Origin of the sequence: Micromonospora halophytica, from assembly GCF_900090245.1 — a bacterium.
GTDB lineage: Bacteria > Actinomycetota > Actinomycetes > Mycobacteriales > Micromonosporaceae > Micromonospora > Micromonospora halophytica.
This window is the reverse complement of sequence record NZ_FMDN01000017.1, coordinates 59,057-75,631: the sequence shown is the minus strand read 5'-3', so window position 1 is coordinate 75,631 and position 16,575 is coordinate 59,057. Positions and strand designations below refer to the sequence as shown.

The window sequence follows — 16,575 nt, the reverse complement described above, 5'->3', positions numbered from 1 at the left end:
CGGCGCCGCGCTCAACCGCCCTGTGCCGGTGACTCCGCAGCCTCGCCCCGCGCCGTCGGCGACGGGCTGCCCGCCTCGTCGTCCGGCGCGAAGTAGGCCAGCGCGTCCTGGCGTTCCAGGGTCGGGCCGGTGGGCACGAGCGAGAGCAGTGACGCCGGCACCACCAGCGGCTTCACTGCGCCGTACCCGAGGGCGGCCACCGCGTCGCCGGAGCGCCTGCCCAGCGGGTACCGCACGCCCTGCGGGGTGATCAGGTAGACGGTCGCGCCGGCCGCCGGCTCCGTGCCCTCGCCGGCGCCCGGCGCCGCCTGCACCAGCGCGCCCCGGCCGCCCGGCAGCAGCACCTCGTCGGCGGTCTCGACGGCGTCGCGCGGGCCCTGCCGTACCGCCGTCGACCCGTCAGGATCGGCGAGCTCGGCCGGCGTCCGGTCGAAGACCTCCAGCGTGGTGGTCGGCGGGCCGCCTGCCGGACCGGGCCGGTAGGTCGCGCACACGACCGACTGGCCGGGACGGACCGCCCGTAGCGGGGGCAGCGTGCGGAGCGTCCCCTCGGCCTCCAGCCGCTTGTCGGTCAGCAGCCGGCCCGCCTCGTCCGGGGTGATGTCGGTGACCTGGCCGCCGTCGCTCTGCAACAGCAGCGCGCTGACCTCGCCGATCGAGACCAGGCCGTCCCGGGTCAGCACGTAGTGCTCGCCGGCGGCCCGGAACACGTCGCCGACCCGGGCCTGCCGACCGCCGACCGTCCGGCCGCTCGGTGCGCCGTCACCCTCGATCCCCAGCTGCCGCAGCGCCGGGCCGGCCGGTACCGCGTTGAGCAGCGGCGCGCCCACGTCGAGGGTGGTCGCGTTGGTCATCTTCAGCGCGGCGAGCGCCGGGTCGCCGCCGACGATCTGCGCCCGCATGCCGTTGGCCAGCAGGAACCGCTGCCCGCCGCCGCGGACCAGTACCGCCTCGCCGCCCAGCGGGGTGCCCCCGCCCAGCGGCCGGTCGATCACCAGCCGGGTGGTCGAGCGCCGGGAGTCGCCCGGGTCCGGCACGTCGCAGACCGACCAGGGGAGACCGACCAGCGACTTACGGTCCGGCAACGCGTCCGGGGCGCCGACGATGCCGACGGTACGACCGCGGGGCCGGTCGGCGATCGACGCGCGGGACATCGTCCGCACGGGCGCGTCGGCCTCGTTGAGGATCAGCCGGGCGGAGGTGTAGTTCAACGTCGGGTGCAGCACCCCGTCGGCGAACACGTACGTCGCCCCGGTCTCCCGCTCGATCACCAGCGTGTTCGTCTCCAGCGGCGCGGTGTTGCCGGTGAACTGGCCGTACGCCCCGGCGCCGCCGAGCACGATGGTGGCGGCGAGCACACTGCCGACCACGGCCATGCCGAGTCGCCGCATCGGGAGGTTGGTGGTCTCCGGGTCGCCGGAGAGCATCCCCGAGACGATGCGTCGGGTGACGAAGCGGTACGCCTGCACCTGATCGCGGCGGGTCCGCATGGTTGACCTCCGACGGGGACGGGTCCGCGACGATCAGGGCTCAACTCCGTCGCGGGCTTCCCTACGATAAGGGCCGTCGGCGGGTCGACGGACCCCCGCCCGCCCCACCGGCGGCGCACCCGCCGGCGGATGCTCCACGATGTCCAGAAGGGACGCTCACCGATGACGCAGCTTGCGGCGCCACCCGGGCGTACGCCCACCACCCCGGCCGTCCCCGACGACCGTCCGGTGGTGCCGGCCGACCGGCGCGGGCGCGGACGGATCGGCCCGGTCGCCGTCGGTCAGCTCGTCCTGGTGGAGCTCTGTGCGCTCGCCGTCTGGGCGGCGACGGGCGGCCCTGGCTGGCTGGTGGGGGTCGTCGGCGGCCTGGCCGTGCTGGTGCTGGCGGCGGCCTTCCTGCGCCGCGGTGGCCGCTGGTGGTACGAGGACCTGCTGCTGCGCCGCCGGTTGGGGCGCCGTCGCGACCAGGCGCGGGCCGCGGTCGCGGACGGCAAGGTCGTCGACCCCCGGCTGGCCGCGCTCACCCCCGAGCTGAGTGTGATCGAACTCACCGAGCGTGGTACCCGGCTCGGGATCGGGCAGGACGGCCGGGGCTGGTTCGCGGCGGTGGTGCTGACCGGTCGGCCCGGCGCGCCGGCCGGCTCGGTGGAGGCGTCCACGGTGGACCGGGTGCTCAGCGTGCTGGCGGACTTCTCCGGCCCGGTGACCCTCACCCAGGTCGTCTCGCACACCCTGGTCTGGTACCCGGCGCCCGGGGCGCCGCCGGCGGCCCACCGTACGGTCTGGGTGGCGCTGCGGCTGTCGGTGCCGGACGCCCGTACCGAGGCGGTGACCCGGGGCGGCGGGATGCACGGCGTGCACCGCACGGTGGCGGCCGGCATCGGTCGCCTCGGCAAGGCCCTGAACGCGGCCGGCCTGGGTCACCGGGTGCTCGGCCGGGACGAGCTGCGGGCCGCGGTGGTCTCCGCCGCCGGCCTCGACCTGGCCCCGGCGGCCCCGGCCGAGACCTGGACCGGGCTGCGTGGCGGCGGCTGGACGCAGCGCTGCCTGACCCTGCGCAAGCGGCCCGGCGCGTCGCTCGGCACGCTGGTGGACGCGGTCACCGCCACCTCCGCCCCGTCGCACACGGTGGCGACGGTGGTGGTGCCCGGCGGCCGGCCGGTGCCGCCGCTGCTGCGCGTCGCTGCCCTCGACGGACACGTCGAGGCCCTGGTCAAGGTGGTACGCGACGTGGCCCGCCGGTGCGGGATCCCGGCCCGGCCACTGGACGGCCAGCACGGGCCGGGGGTCTACGCCACCACGCCGGTCGCCACGGCGGCCGGGACGATCAGGGTCGGAGATTGACGATCCACCCGTAGAGGCCGCACACCCAGAACGCCAGCGGCACCACCGCGACGATCAGCAGGATCTCGACGATGTCCAGGACCCGGCCCCAGACCGGTGAGATCCGCTTGCCGGCCACGCTCAGCCCGTAGATCAGGCTGATCACCGCGGTCAGCGCCACACCGCCCAGGACCACGCCGAGCCGGGTCGGCAGCGACCCGCCGGCGAAGGTCGCCCAGGCGGTCAGCGCCAGCCCGACCGAGCCGGCGAAGAGCACCGGGGTGCGCTGGGCGCGTCCGATGAACGGCCGGGCGCGCAGCAGCGACATCAGCGCCAGCACCAGGCAGAGCAGCACCGCCGGCAGCCGGCCGTTGCCGGCCAGCACGACCTGGCCGCCCAGCACCAGCAACGACACCGTCCACAACAGGCCGGTCAGGAACTGGTCGGCCCGCTCGCTCTGCCGCAGCACCCGCCGCCCGTCGACGGTCTCGGTGTCGGTCTTCAGGTCGTCCGGGCCGGTCGGGATGGAGGGCACCGGGAGCCGGGCCAGCCGGTAGGCGGTCATCGGCAGCGCTGGCAGGGTGGCGAACGCGACGGTGGCCACGATGGCGGCGGCCGCCGCCGCGCCCACGCCGAACGCCAGCGAGAGCAGCGCGCCGACGGCGGTCGCCGCGCCCACGGTGACGGCCCCGAGGAAGAGCGGCATCCGGTCACCCACGGCCAGCCCGGCGATCGCCCCGAACAGCACCACCGCGGTGCCCGCGAGCAGGACGTGCGGGCCGGCCAGTTCGCTGAGCCGCCGGTCACCGGCCAGCACCAGCAGGCCGCCGACTGCCGCGTGACCGACGCCGGCCATCGCCAGCACCGCCCCCGTCCGGCTGTCCCCGGCCGCCCGGGACAGCACCGCCGAGGCCACCATCAGCAGCACCGCCACCAGCAGGGCGGCCACCGCGCCGGGCAGCTGCGGCGGTCCGGCGAACAGCGTCACCGCCGCGCCGACCCCGAGCGCCGCCGCGGCCAGCAGCACCGAGAACGACCGGGTGGTGCCGACCTGCCAGGTGCCCGGGCGCTGGTTGGTGGCGGTCGCCACCGCGTCCACCACGTCGTCGAAGACGATCTCCGGGGCGGCGGCCGAGCGCGGGTTGAAGTAGAGCACCTCGCCGTCGCGGACCCCGAGCTGCGTGGGGGTGCGGCCACCGTCGAGCGGTTGCCCGCCGAGCCGGGCCAGGCTCCAACCCCCGTGCCGTACGCCCTCGTCGGCCAGGTCCTCCCCGGCGTACCGGAGCAGGGTGGGCAGCAGGTCGGCCAGCGGCACGTCGGAGGGGAGGGCCAGATCCATCCTGGTCCGTGGTGCCACGATGGTGATCCGGCTCAGTCCACCGGTCGCCGACTTCGTCGCCACTGTGGCCTCCTCGTGCTCTCTCAGATCCACCTCGGCCGGCGGCTCGCCCCCGCGGGTCCACGACGCCCACGGGAGATTACCTACGATGGCGGGCGCGTACGATGCCCACCCGACGACTCCGGTCGGTCGCGTACCGCGTCAGGGCCGCTCTTGGGGAGGAGACAGCCGTGAGCACGGTCGTGTTCCGTCGGCTTCCACGTAAGGCGGGGCCACCGTTGCCCCGGGGCGAGGTCCTGCTGGAGTCTCCTCCGGAACTGCCCGAACAGACACCCCGCAGCCTCGGTCAGATGCTGATGATCCTGCCGATGCTCTGCGGCGTCGGCGCGATGGCCTTCCTCTACGCCGGCCGGGGCGGCAGCACCATGACGTACGTCGCCGGTGGTCTGTTCGGTGTCTCCATGCTGGGCATGGCGCTCGGCACCATGAGCCACGGCAACAACGACAAGGCGGAGCTGAACGCCGAGCGGCGTGACTACATGCGCTACCTGGCCCAGATGCGCAAGCGCACCCGCCGCGCCGCCGAGCAGCAGCGGGCCGCGATGGCCTGGCGGCACCCCGAGCCGGACGCGCTCTGGTCGATCGCCGCCTCCCGGCGGATGTGGGAGCGGCGGATCACCGAGGACGACTTCGGCGAGGCGCGGATCGCCACCGGCCCGCAGCGTCTCGCCGTGGAGATCGTCCCTCCGGAGACCAAGCCGGTGGAGGACCTGGAGCCGATGAGCGCGATCGCGCTGCGCCGGTTCGTCCGGGCCCACTCCAGCGTGCCCGACCTGCCCACCGCGCTCTCCCTGCGGGCGTTCAGCCGGATCGTGCTGCGCGGCGACCGGGACCCGGTGCTCGACCTGACCCGGGCCGCCCTGGCCCAGCTGGTCACCTTCCACGCCCCGGACGACCTGATCCTCGCGGTGGTCGCCGCCGGAGACCGGCAGCCGGCGTGGGACTGGGTGAAGTGGCTGCCGCACGCCCACCACAACGCGCGCACGGACGCGGCGGGCGCCCGCCGGCTCGTCTTCGCCAGCCTGGCCGAGGCCGAGGAGTCGCTCTCCGCCGAGCTGGCCGGCCGGCCCCGCTTCACCCCGGAGGCCAAGCCGCTGACCACCGCGCCGCACGTGGTGGTGGTGATCGACGGCGGGGAGGTCTCGGCGACCTGCCAGCTGATGGGGGCGGGGCTGCTCGGCGTCACCACCATCGACCTCTCCGGCGCCGTCCCGCGCGACGCCGGCCGTTGGCTGCTCTGCCTGGACGCCGGGGACGGCAGTTCGCTGGAGCTGGTCCGGGGCAGCGCGAACTCCCGGCTCGGCACGCCGGACCGGCTCAGTGCCGAGGCCGCCGAGGGGTTGGCCCGGCAGATCGCCCCGTACCGGCTCTCCCAGCAGCAGACCACCTCCGACGAGCCGCTGGCCCGCAGCATGGAGCTGCCGGACCTGCTCGGCGTCGGCGACGCCGCGGCGGTGGACGTGCAGCAGACCTGGCGTCCGCGCAGCCACCGGGACCGGCTGCGCATCCCGCTCGGCGTGGGTCCGGACGGCAACGTCGTGGAGCTGGACTTCAAGGAGTCCGCGCACGAGGGCATGGGCCCGCACGGCCTGGTGATCGGCGCGACCGGGTCGGGCAAGAGCGAACTGCTGCGCACCATCGTCGGCGCGCTCGCCGTGACGCACTCCTCGGAGGAGCTCAACTTCGTCCTGGTCGACTTCAAGGGCGGCGCCACCTTCGCTTCGCTGGAGGCGTTGCCGCACACCAGCGCGGTGATCACCAACCTGGCCGACGAGCTGCCGCTGGTCGACCGGATGCGCGACGCGCTCGCCGGTGAGATGACCCGCCGGCAGGAGGTGCTGCGGGCGGCCGGCAACTACGTCTCCCGGTTCGACTACGAGAAGGCCCGGGCGGCCGGTGAGCCGCTCGACCCGATGCCCAGCCTGCTGATCATCTGTGACGAGTTCAGCGAGCTGCTGGCCGCCAAGCCGGACTTCATCGACCTCTTCGTGATGATCGGCCGGCTCGGCCGGTCGCTCGGCGTGCACCTGCTGCTCGCCTCGCAGCGACTGGAGGAGGGGAAGCTGCGCGGCCTGGACACCCACCTGTCGTACCGGATCGGCCTGCGGACCTTCTCGGCGGTGGAGAGCCGCATCGTGCTCGGCGTGCCCGACGCGTACGAACTGCCGAACGCGCCCGGGCACGGCTACCTGAAGACCGACACCAGCACCATGCTGCGGTTCCGGGCCGCGTACGTCTCCGGGCCGTACCGGGCGCCCGGGCAGAGCCCGCAGTCGTCCCGGGCGATGGTGCAGCGCCGGATCGTCCCGTACGGGGTGAACTTCGTGCCGGTGCAGGTGCCGCAGACCCCGGTCGAGGCGACGCCGGCGGAGGAGAAGCCGGCCGACGGCAAGGCCGTGGCGATGCTGGACGTGCTGATCGACCGGATCAAGGGTCGGGGTGCGCCGGCCCACCAGGTGTGGCTGCCGCCGCTGGCGGAGCCGCCGAGCCTCGTCGAGCTGCTGCCGCCGCTGGCCGTCCACTCGACCTTCGGCCTGTGCACCGCGACCTGGCCGGGACGCGGGCAGCTCACCGTCCCGGTCGGTGTCGTCGACCGGCCGTACGAGCAGCGGCGCGACCCGATGATGGTGGAGCTGGCCGGCGCGGGCGGCAACGTGGTCATCGTCGGCGCCTCGCTGAGCGGCAAGAGCACCCTGCTCCGCTCGATGATCGCCTCGCTCGCGCTCACCCACACCCCGCGCGAGGCGCAGTTCTTCTGCCTCGACTTCGGCGGTGGCGCGCTGCGCAGCCTGGACGGGCTGCCGCACGTCGCCGGCGTGGCCGGTCGGCGGGACACCGAGGCGGTCCGCCGTACGGTGGCCGAGGTGGTGGCGATCCTGGACGACCGGGAGGTCCGCTTCGCCCAGCACGGCATCGACTCGGTGGCCAGCTACCGGCGCCGGCGGGCGGCCGGAGAGTTCGCCGACGACGCGTTCGGCGACGTGTTCCTCGTGGTGGACGGCTGGAACACGCTGCGCCAGGAGTACGAGGAGCTGGAACAGACCATCACCAACCTGGCCAACCGTGGCCTCGGTTTCGGTGTCCACGTGGTGCTGACCGCGGTGCGTTGGGCGGAGATCCGGATCAACATGCGGGACCTGCTCGGCACCAAGCTGGAGCTGCGGCTCGGCGATCCGAACGAGTCGGAGATCGACCGGCGGGCCGCGGCGAACGTGCCGACCGGCGCGCCCGGGCGCGGCCTGACCCGGGACAAGCTGCACTTCCTGGCCGCGGTCTCCCGGATCGACAACCGCCGGGACATCGACGACCTGACCGAGGCGTCGGTCAAGCTGGCGCGGCACGTCGCGGACGCGTGGCCGGGCCAGCCGGCGCCGAAGGTCCGGCTGCTGCCGCGCAAGCTGCCCTTCGCCGAGCTGCTGCGGATCTCCGACCGGTCCGCGCCGGGCCTGCCGATCGGTGTCAACGAGTCCGCGCTCGCCCCGGTCCACCTCGATCTGGCGAACGAGCCGCACCTCACGGTCTTCGGTGACGCCGAGTGCGGCAAGACCAACGTGCTCCGGCTGATCGCCCGGGGCATCGTCGAGCGGTACACCCCGGCCGAGGCCCGGATCGTCATCGCCGACTACCGGCGCGGCCTGCTCGGTGCGGTCGAGGGGGACCACCTGCTCGACTACGCCCCGTCGAACCAGGTCTTCAGCCAGGGGCTCGGCTCGATCCGCTCCGCGCTGCAGAACCGGCTGCCGGGGCCGGACGTCACCACCGCGCAGCTGCGGGACCGGAGCTGGTGGAAGGGGCCGGACCTGTACATCCTGGTCGACGACTACGACCTGGTCGCCTCCGGTGGCAGCAACCCGCTCAGCGCCCTGCACGAGCTGCTGCCGCAGGCGCGCGACATCGGGCTTCACCTGATCGTTACCCGTCGGGTCGGTGGCGTCGCCCGGGCCCTCTACGAGCCGGTGCTGCAACGCCTGCGCGAGCTCGACTCGCCGGGTCTGCTGATGTCCGGCAACCGGGAGGAGGGCGCCGTCTTCGGCACGCTCCGGCCCAGCCCGCAGCCGCCGGGACGGGGCACGCTGGTGCGTCGCCGGGACGGTCAACAGCTCATCCAGACCGCCTGGGTCGAGCCGGTGTGACGGCGGGTGGCCGGGTCGGTTCCCCGGGCCACCCGCCGGGACGCCGGCAGATTGGTGAAGTTTGTCGATTGGCGGGATCGCTGTCGACGGGACCGCGAGGTCTGTCCACAATGATATTGAACGCGGCACGTCCGGCCCGGGCAGGGCTGCGAGCTTTGGACACGGTGAGCTACCGTCTCCCATGAGTGTCCGTCGGTGGGGTTCGGCCTTGCCGCGGGGGAGGGCGCGGCAGTTTCCGCCGCCACAAGAAGACGGAAGGGTGTGAAGCATGGCGTTCGAGGTCGAAGCAGCGACTCTGCATACCGCCGCGAGTGACGTGCGGTCCACGCGCAGCGAGGTCGACGGCGAGCTGAAGAAGCTGTGGAACGTCGTGGACGACCTGGCCATCGCCTGGAAGGGGCAGGCGTCCACCGGCTTCCAGTCGCTGATGACGCGCTGGAACGAGGACACGGTCAAGCTGCTGACGGCGATGGACAACATCGCCGACCTGCTCGACAAGTCGGGTACGACGCACCAGGTCAACGACGAAGAGCAGCAGCAGATGCTGGACAAGTTCCACTCTGCTCTCAACCCGTGATCCGCCGAGACGAGCAGGGGAGGAATCAATGAGCATCAAGGTCGATTACGCGGTCCTCGAGAGCGCGAACCAGCAGATGCAGTCCATCTCGAAGACCATCGACGAGAAGCTGGACACGCTGCGTTCGATGCTGTCGAAGCTCCAGTGGGACGGTCAGGACCGGGCCGCCTACGAGCAGCACCAGGCGCAGTGGGACTCCGCGGTCCGCGACATCAACCGCATCCTCAACGAGATCGGTGGCGCGGTCGGCGTGGCGCGCGAGAACTACGTCTCCACCGAGATGAGCAACGCCAAGGTGTGGGGCTGAGATAATCAGCCGTCGCGGCTCCGGTCCGGTAAGACCGGACCGGAGCCGCACTGCGTTGCCGCCGCTCGAGGTCCTGGGAGTGTCATGCGTACGGGGAAGTCTCTGAGGTCCACCGTGGCCGTGCTGGCCCTGGTGGCCGCGACCGGCACGGCGCCGCTGGTGGCGCCGGCCCCGGCCCGCGCCGACACGGTGCGTGGCCTGCAGTGGTACCTCGACACGCTCAAGATCCCCCAGGCCCACAAGATCACCAAGGGGCGCGGGGTCACCGTCGCCGTGCTCGACGGCGGCGTCGATCCCGCGGTGCCCGACCTGCGCGGGCGGGTCCTGCCGGGCCACGGGCTGGATTCGACCGCCACCGCCGACGGTCGGGGCACCGACGACGAGATCGCCCACGGCACCGGCATGGCCGGGATCATCGCGGGGCAGGGCGGGGGCGCGATGCGCCAGCTCGGCATCGCCCCGGAGGCGAAGATCCTGCCGGTCTCGACGGGCTCCCGAGTCGACGAGGGCGAGATCGCGGCGGGCATCCGCTGGGCCGCCGACCACGGCGCGGACGTCATCAACATGTCGATCGGCGGTCGTGGGCGGGCGACCGCCGAGGAGATCGCCGCCGTCCGCTACGCCCTGGACAAGAACGTCGTCCTGGTCGCCTCCGCCGGCAACACCAAGCAGGGCGACTACGACGTCATCGTGCCGGCGAACATTCCCGGCGTCATCGCGGTGACCGGTCTCGGCAGAGACGGAGCCAGGTTCTCCGGCAGCGCCAGCGGGCGGGAGGCGGTGCTGGCCGCGCCGATGCAGGACATCATCTCGCCACGCCCCACCTCCGTGATGGACAACGGCTACAGCATCGGCAGCGGCACCAGCGAGGCGGCGGCCATCATGTCCGGCGTGGTGGCGCTGGTGCGGGCCAAGTATCCCGACCTGGACGCCGCCAACGTGGTCAACCGGCTGATCCGTACCGCCCAGGACCGTGGCCCGGCGGGCCGCGACGACAACTTCGGGTTCGGCGCGGTCGACCCGGTCGCGGCGCTGACCCGCCAGGTGCCGGCCGTCGACGCGCACCCGCTGCTCACCGGGGCGCCGGCCGGCGGGAGCGCCGCGCCACTGCCCGAGCAGTCCGAGTCCGACGACGGGCCGGCCGTCTCGTTCGGCGTGACCAACCGGGCCGGCGCCCTGGTCCAGGGCGCGCTGTGCCTGCTCGTGCCCCTGGCGGTGGCGATCCTGGTCTTCGTGCTCGTCCGCCGCTCCCGGCGTCGGCCGAGCGCCCCGGTGGGCCCGCCGACCGGTGGGCCCGGCTTCCCGCCCCCGGGCGCTCCCGTTGCGCCCGGCCCGTACCCGCCCGCCCCGGCGCCGTACGGGACGCCGCCCGGGGTGCCGCCGCAGGCGGCCGGCCCCTACGCGCCCCCCGCCGCGCCGCCGCCCGGCGCCGGCTGGCCGGCGCCGGGGGCGACGCCTCCGCCGGCCCCGCCCGGCCAGGGCGGGCACCACCAGTAAGCGAGAGAGTCTGTCGGCGACGGGGAGGATCCGATGACGGACGACAGGACCAAGCAGCCGGACCAGATCGAGGTCGACACGGTCAACGTGCCGGTCGCGCCGACCATCACGCCGTTCGTCTATTTCGACGGCTACACGGCCGACAACGTCAACAAGGCGCACAAGCCGACGCACCTCACCCCTGCCCCGGGCGGCGCCGGCGCCACCACCGAGTGGGACGCGAGCAGCCTCGACGGCGCCATCAAGTGGCTCAACGACCACGCCGACTTCCTCAACAGCCAGTCGTACCGGATGGAGGAGGACATCCGGAAGTGGATGCGCAACCCGGCGGGCGGCGCGGCCGGGGTCGGTGGCGGCGGCGACGGGAAGAGCCCGCTCGGGTCGTTCGAGCGGGCGAACGCGCTCGCGCAGCGGCACGCCGGTCTCTACGACGGCACCCAGACCGCGCTCCGCACCCTCGCCGAGGACCTCTGGAACGCCGCCAAGGCGCTCGAGAAGGTCAAGGAGGACTACGAGACCGCGGAAGGGGCCAACAAGATGACCGCCGACCAGATGGCGCAGGCCCTGGGCAACGGCGCGGCAAGCTGATCGGGGGGGATGACAGATGCCGAGCTGGGAAGAGATGTGCCAGCAGATCGTCGTCGACGGCAGGCCCGGCGACGTCACCAGCGCCGCTCTCGGCTGGGAGCAGTTGCTGAAGAACCTGCGCACGGTCAAGGAGAACCTGGAGAAGAACGTCAAGGACCTCGGCGAGACCTGGAAGGGCCCCGCGTACGAGTCGTTCAAGACGCACGTCGAGGGGCTCGCCAAGCGGACCGGTGGGGTGGTCGAGGACGCCGAGAAGCACGACGGCATCGTCCAGTCGCTGAAGCAGGCCGCCAACGACCTCACCGCGGCCCAGCAGAACTTCCCCATCCCGGCGAGCTGCGTGAACGACGTGCTGGAGGCGCGCAACGCCAAGCTGACGATCAGCGCCGGCTTCTTCGAGATGAAGGTCAAGCCCGACTTCCTCGGCTGGCTCGACCCGGTCAGCTCGCTGATGGACTGGGTCAACGACAAGACCGAGGACGCGGCGAAGGTCTACGAACAGGTCAGCGGGAACTACCTCGCGATCGAGGAACGCGCGCCCGGCACGGTGACCGACCAGGGCGCCCGGAACCCGGACCTCGGCCGGCCGGACCTGAGCACCGGCGGTGGCGGCGGTGGCGCCGGCAGTGTGCCGAGCCTCGGCGGGTCGCCCTCGACCGGCGGCGTGGGCGGCGGTAGCCCGTCGCTGGGCGGCATCGGGTCGCCCCCCGGCACCGGTTCGGGCGGGCCGGGCATCGGTTCCGGCACCCACCCCGGCCTGAACCCGGGCACCGGCGGTTACGGCGGCGGCTCCACCACCCCGGGTGGCGTGGGAGGTCTCCCGGGCACCGGCAGCCTCGGTGAGGAGTACGGCAGCGGTCTGGCCGGCGCGGGCGGCGGGCTCGGCACCCTGCCCGGCACCGGCGGTGGCGGCCTGCCCAGCACCACCGGCCTCGGTGGCGGTGGCGGTGGTGGCCTGGGTGGTGGCAGCGGCATGGTCCCCGGCGGCGGCGCGCTCGGCAAGCCGGTCACCGCCGGCATGCCCCCGATGATGGGCGGCGCGGCCGGTGCCGGTGGCGCGGGCCGGGGCGGTGGCGGTCGGGGGGCCGGCCGGCTCGGTGGCATGGGCGCCGCGATGGCCCCCGGCATGGGTGGCGCTGCCGGTCGTGGCGGTGCCGGCAAGGGCGCAGGGGGCGTCCGGGGCGCCACCGCGGGCGCCGGCCGTGGCGGTGTGGCCGGCATGGGCGGCCACGGGGCCGGCTACGGCGAGGAGGAGGCTCCCCGCAACAGCTGGCTGGAGGAGGACGAGGACGTCTGGGGCGCGGACGGCGACGCCACGCCCGGCATCCTGCGCTGACGGACGACGAAGCGCCGCCCACCACGTCGGTGGGCGGCGCTTTCTCGTGTCCGACGATGTCGCCGCCGAGCGCTGTGACCTGTTCGAGGGCGGCCGGGGACGGTCAGGCGTCGGCGGGCTCGGTGCGGCGTCCGGGTCGCCAACCGCGCCGCCGGCCCAGCGCCACGACCGGCCGGGCGATCAGCAGCCCGGCCGCGAGCACCGTCGCCACCCCGGCCGCCCAGAGGGCAACGGTCCACTGCCGGCCCAGCGGGTCCTCGTTCGAGGCGGGGGGTGGCATCGCGCCGGCCGGCGGGTCGGTCCGGGTGCCGAGCAGGCTGGTCAGCGCCCGGTACGGGTTGACCACGCCGTACCCCAGCTGGGGGTTGTGGCCGTCGGGCGGGTTGTCCGCCGTCCGGGTCAGCCGGTAGGCCACCTGCTGCGGGGTGAGGTCGGGGCGGGCGGAGCGGAGCAGCGCGGCGGCCCCGGAGACGTAGGCGGCGGCGAAGCTCGTCCCGCCCTCCGGCTCGGCGAGGTACCCCTGCCCGCCGGGGGCGGGGCCGACGATGTCCAGACCGGGGGCGGCGATGTCGACGTAGTTGCCGCTGACCGAGCTGCCCACGTGGCCGCCCTCCCGGTCCACGCCCGCCACGGCGATCACGCCGGGGTACGCGGCCGGGTACGCCGGCAGGTCCCGCTGGTCCTGTGCCCGGTTGCCGGCGGCGGCGACCACCACGACACCCTTGTCCAGCGCGTACTGGACGGCGTCCTTCAACTGCGGGTGGTCGATGGTGACGAGGGACAGGTTGATCACCTCGACGTCCCGGTCGGCCGCCCACCTGATCGCCGCCGCGATCTGCACGGGCAGCCCGGGATCGTTGGTCCGCTGTGTGTCGGGCAGCACGCGTACCGGCAGGATGCGTGCGCCGGGCGCGACGCCGCTGTACGGGGCGCCGGTGTCGTCGCGGCCGGCGATGATGCCGGCGACGATCGTGCCGTGCCCGGCGTGGTCGCACCGGCCCTGCATCTGCGCCAGGCCGTTGAAGTCCCGGCCTTCGCCCACCTGCCCCTTGAGCAGCGGGTGGGTCGGGGACACGCCGGAGTCGACCACCGCCACGGTGACCCGTTCACCCCGGGTGATCCGCCAGGCGGACGCCGGGTCGAGCCGGCGCAGCGCCCACGGCGTCTCGGTGGGGGCCGCGCCGCCGGCCGGGGCGGGGCACTTCGGCTCGGCCCGGGCCGGGGCGGGCGGTACGACGAGCGTGGCGAGCAGGGCCGCCACGACTCCACTGAGGACCGTCCGGGACGGGTGCCGGGCGGGCCCAGTCACCGCCGTCCCGCCCGGCCGGAAGCTCTCGCGCACGCGGTGAGACTACCGCCGTCGTGTCCGTGGTGCGGTGACGGGCGACCCGGGCGGGCGAGGGCGGTCAGGGGGTGGAGTCGGCCGAGTCGCCGGTGAAGAGGGCGAGCAGGTCCCCGACCTGGCGGTCCGACTCGGCCGGGTGCCGGAAGTGGCCGCTCGGGTTGACCGTGTACTCGTTGCGTCGCCCGACCCGGGTCCGCCGCAGGTAGCCGCCGGCCTCCAGGTCGGCGACGATCGCCTGGGCGGCCCGTTCGGTGACGCCCACCTCGTCGGCCACGTCCCGCAGCCGTGCGGTGGGGTTACGGGCGATGGCGAGCAGGACGTGCGCGTGGTTGGTGAGGAACGTCCAGTTCCGGGTGCTCCCGTTCTCCGCTGTCGTCGCCATGCCCGCCATCGTATGGCCCCTCCTTCGGCTTTTCGGCCCTGGCCTCCCCGGGCCGCAACCTTTCCGGTCCCCTCGGTGGGAAGGGGACCAAAGCATGAAATGCGTATCACGTAAACCTTGACGTACCTTCGGCTGCGTGTGACCGTGGGGGGCGCGGCCGCCTCCGTCGCCGGCCGGTGTGACCAGGCTGATCACGCGCAGGACCGAGGTGAGGCAATGACCCTGACCGATCCGACCCAGGCGCTCGCCGAACTGCACGCCGGCAACCGGCGTTTCGTCACCGGCGCCCCGCGCCACCCCAACCAGGACGCCGTCCACCGGGCCGCCGTCGCCGACGGCCAGCATCCCTTCGCGGTGATCGTCGGCTGCTCGGACTCCCGCCTCGCCGCCGAGATCATCTTCGACCGCGGCCTGGGTGACCTCTTCGTCGTCCGCACGGCCGGGCACACCGTCGGCCCAGAGGTGCTGGGCAGCGTCGAGTACGCGGTCAGCGTCCTCGGCACCCCCCTGGTGGTGGTGCTCGGCCACGACTCCTGCGGGGCCGTGCAGGCGGCCCGGCAGGCGGCGCGCACCGGCACCACGCCCCCGGGTCACCTGGGCGCCGTGGTCGACGCGGTGACACCCAGTGTGCGGCGGGCCGCCGCGCAGGGCGTCGACGACGTCGACGGCATCGTGGACATCCACATCGCGCGCACCGTCGAGGCGCTGCTCGACAACTCGGCCGTCCTGGCCGCCGAGGTGGCCGCCGGGCGGTGCGCGGTGGTCGGCCTGTCGTACCGGCTCGCCGCGGGCGAGGCCCGGACGGTGGCCGCGGTGCCCGCCGGCGCACCCGGCCGGGCCGGGCACGACCAGGTGGCCGCGGTCGCCGGCTGATCCCCGACACGCGACGAGGGCCGCCCCCGGTGGGGACGGCCCTCGTTCCGTACGGGCATGCCCTAGAGCAGCGACATGTGCACGTGGTCGGTGTGGTTCGACGGTCCGCTGTACGACTTCCAACCCGTCGCCGGGAACCAGATCTGCCGGTTCCAGATGACGTAGTAGATGCCCAGCCGGTCCGCGTTGCGGATGAGGAAGGCGGTGAGGTTGTTGCCGTACATCCGGGTGTCGTTGTTGTACCAGGGGGCGAAGCCGCTGTTCTGCAGCGACCAGTCGCAGGCCCTGCCCTTCGGGTGCTCCCACGGCCCACCCGGGCGGTAGCAGCCGACGAACCGCTTGAAGCCGGCCCGGCGTACCTCCTTGTAGGCGTGCAGGGTGCGCGGCGTGATGCAGCCCGAGGTGGTCGGGTCGTCCGCGCTGCACGTCTCGGAGCGCCAGCCGCCGTCCGCCGTCCGGCCGGGGGCGATCCGGGCGACCGGGGACGTCGCGTCCACCAGGCCGCCGGTGAAGCCCTTGCCACCGACGAGCGCGAGGGCCTTCTCCGCCTCCCGGCTCTCCCGGGCCATGTCATTGGTGAGCTTCTGCTGCTCGCGGACCTCGGCGTCGAGCGCCAGCTTGGCCTGCTCCGCGCGGTTCTTGGCGGCGGTCACCTCGGCCAGCTTCTGCCCGTTGACCATGTTCAGCTCGTCCAGGGCGGCCGCGCGCCGGACGAACGAGTCGGGCGCGTCGCTCTCCAGCAGCATCGACACCGCGCCGATCCGACCGGTCCGGTACGACTGGGCGGCGATCTGGGTGACGTGCGGCTTGAGCGATTCCAGCTCGTCCTGCGCCCGCCGTACCTCCATGGCGAGTTCGAGCTGGCGCTTCTTCGACTTCTCCAGCTTCGACTTCGCCTTGCTGTACTCGCGGTTGCGCAGTTCGATGACGTCGGTGAGCAGCTTGGGCTCGTCGTCCTCCTCGTGCCCGGAGGGGGTGGGGGTCGAGGGGGCGGCAATGGCGGGGGCCGCGCCGGCGAGGATGGCCAGGGCGGCGAGCACGGACACCACCGGAGTCATCCAGCGGCGCAGGGGTGCCGTCACAGTGTTCCCTTCCGTCGACCGCCGACCGGGTTAGCTGACGGGTTCGGGACGGAAGTGGCCCCTACCGCTGTCGCGGATTCACCCCAGGTACCTGGTTCCCCGGTTCGCCTCGCGGCGATTGGGCGGCGGCACCGCAGGCGCCGCTGCGCGCCTTCGGCGGTGACCGGCAGCGAGGTTACCTGAGAGTCGTGCCGGTGAGCTACGTCCTGAACCCGACTAAAAGCGTTATTTCGTCGTGGCGGT

At 73.8% G+C, this 16,575-nt stretch carries 13 protein-coding genes and 1 riboswitch; of the genes, 8 read left to right on the top strand and 5 right to left on the bottom strand.

Features of this window, described 5'->3' with window-relative positions; translation table 11 throughout:
* Positions 1-11: 11 nt before the first annotated feature.
* Positions 12-1,490: a type VII secretion protein EccB gene (gene eccB / locus GA0070560_RS20490; protein WP_091300338.1), complete on the bottom strand. Its 1,479-nt coding sequence runs from the start codon at positions 1,488-1,490 to the stop codon at positions 12-14.
* Positions 1,491-1,652: 162 nt separating this feature from the next.
* On the opposite strand from eccB, the gene GA0070560_RS20485 reads away from it, so the two are divergent.
* Positions 1,653-2,834: a type VII secretion protein EccE gene (locus GA0070560_RS20485; protein WP_091300334.1), complete on the top strand. Its 1,182-nt coding sequence runs from the start codon at positions 1,653-1,655 to the stop codon at positions 2,832-2,834.
* On the opposite strand, the gene eccD is transcribed toward GA0070560_RS20485, so the two are convergent.
* Positions 2,818-4,215 (bottom strand): type VII secretion integral membrane protein EccD, encoded by a 1,398-nt coding sequence (gene eccD / locus GA0070560_RS20480; RefSeq protein ID WP_091300330.1) that lies wholly within the window; start codon positions 4,213-4,215, stop codon positions 2,818-2,820. The genes GA0070560_RS20485 and eccD overlap by 17 nt on opposite strands.
* A 167-nt stretch (positions 4,216-4,382) precedes the next feature.
* Between eccD and eccCa the strand changes: the two genes are divergently transcribed.
* The 6 genes from eccCa to GA0070560_RS20450 all read left to right on the top strand — a co-directional run bounded on the left by eccCa (position 4,383) and on the right by GA0070560_RS20450 (position 12,650).
* On the top strand, positions 4,383-8,345 hold the full coding sequence (gene eccCa / locus GA0070560_RS20475) for a type VII secretion protein EccCa (protein ID WP_091300326.1): 3,963 nt from the start codon (positions 4,383-4,385) through the stop codon (positions 8,343-8,345).
* 268 nt (positions 8,346-8,613) lie between these two features.
* Positions 8,614-8,922 (top strand): WXG100 family type VII secretion target, encoded by a 309-nt coding sequence (locus GA0070560_RS20470; RefSeq protein WP_088977186.1) that lies wholly within the window; start codon positions 8,614-8,616, stop codon positions 8,920-8,922.
* 28 nt (positions 8,923-8,950) lie between these two features.
* The gene (locus GA0070560_RS20465; protein WP_091300322.1) at positions 8,951-9,229 is read left to right on the top strand and encodes a WXG100 family type VII secretion target; all 279 of its coding nucleotides are present in this window, start codon (positions 8,951-8,953) and stop codon (positions 9,227-9,229) included.
* An 84-nt stretch (positions 9,230-9,313) separates the two neighbouring features.
* A complete protein-coding gene (locus GA0070560_RS20460) occupies positions 9,314-10,726 on the top strand; it encodes a S8 family serine peptidase (RefSeq protein ID WP_091300318.1) in 1,413 nt (470 codons plus the stop codon).
* Positions 10,727-10,759: 33 nt separating this feature from the next.
* On the top strand, positions 10,760-11,314 hold the full coding sequence (locus tag GA0070560_RS20455) for a hypothetical protein (RefSeq protein ID WP_091300315.1): 555 nt from the start codon (positions 10,760-10,762) through the stop codon (positions 11,312-11,314).
* A gap of 16 nt (positions 11,315-11,330) precedes the next feature.
* Entirely contained in the window at positions 11,331-12,650 is a 1,320-nt protein-coding gene (locus GA0070560_RS20450; protein ID WP_139131552.1) for a WXG100 family type VII secretion target, read from the top strand.
* Between the two features lie 103 nt (positions 12,651-12,753).
* Here GA0070560_RS20450 and mycP read toward each other — a convergent pair whose 3' ends face one another.
* A complete protein-coding gene (gene mycP / locus GA0070560_RS20445; protein WP_245675621.1) occupies positions 12,754-13,992 on the bottom strand; it encodes a type VII secretion-associated serine protease mycosin in 1,239 nt (412 codons plus the stop codon).
* A gap of 64 nt (positions 13,993-14,056) precedes the next feature.
* The gene (locus tag GA0070560_RS20440; RefSeq protein WP_091300302.1) at positions 14,057-14,386 is read right to left on the bottom strand and encodes a helix-turn-helix transcriptional regulator; all 330 of its coding nucleotides are present in this window, start codon (positions 14,384-14,386) and stop codon (positions 14,057-14,059) included.
* 207 nt (positions 14,387-14,593) lie between these two features.
* Here GA0070560_RS20440 and GA0070560_RS20435 point away from each other — a divergent pair, with 207 nt between their 5' ends.
* Entirely contained in the window at positions 14,594-15,250 is a 657-nt protein-coding gene (locus tag GA0070560_RS20435) for a carbonic anhydrase (protein ID WP_091300299.1), read from the top strand.
* Positions 15,251-15,312: 62 nt separating this feature from the next.
* Here the strand turns inward: GA0070560_RS20435 and GA0070560_RS20430 are convergent, their stop codons facing one another.
* A complete protein-coding gene (locus tag GA0070560_RS20430) occupies positions 15,313-16,332 on the bottom strand; it encodes a coiled-coil domain-containing protein (RefSeq protein WP_091300295.1) in 1,020 nt (339 codons plus the stop codon).
* Positions 16,333-16,336: 4 nt separating this feature from the next.
* Positions 16,337-16,467, bottom strand: a riboswitch (cyclic di-AMP (ydaO/yuaA leader).
* Between the last annotated feature and the right edge of the window lie 108 nt (positions 16,468-16,575).

Coding starts and splice junctions, on each gene's coding strand:
- GA0070560_RS20450 (WP_139131552.1), top strand. CDS start 11,331: ATGCCGAGCTGGGAAGAGATGTGCCAGCAGATCGTCGTCGACGGCAGG.
- eccB (WP_091300338.1), bottom strand. CDS start 1,490: ATGCGGACCCGCCGCGATCAGGTGCAGGCGTACCGCTTCGTCACCCGA.
- GA0070560_RS20440 (WP_091300302.1), bottom strand. CDS start 14,386: ATGGCGGGCATGGCGACGACAGCGGAGAACGGGAGCACCCGGAACTGG.
- GA0070560_RS20435 (WP_091300299.1), top strand. CDS start 14,594: ATGACCCTGACCGATCCGACCCAGGCGCTCGCCGAACTGCACGCCGGC.
- GA0070560_RS20460 (WP_091300318.1), top strand. CDS start 9,314: ATGCGTACGGGGAAGTCTCTGAGGTCCACCGTGGCCGTGCTGGCCCTG.
- GA0070560_RS20455 (WP_091300315.1), top strand. CDS start 10,760: ATGACGGACGACAGGACCAAGCAGCCGGACCAGATCGAGGTCGACACG.
- GA0070560_RS20470 (WP_088977186.1), top strand. CDS start 8,614: ATGGCGTTCGAGGTCGAAGCAGCGACTCTGCATACCGCCGCGAGTGAC.
- GA0070560_RS20485 (WP_091300334.1), top strand. CDS start 1,653: ATGACGCAGCTTGCGGCGCCACCCGGGCGTACGCCCACCACCCCGGCC.
- GA0070560_RS20465 (WP_091300322.1), top strand. CDS start 8,951: ATGAGCATCAAGGTCGATTACGCGGTCCTCGAGAGCGCGAACCAGCAG.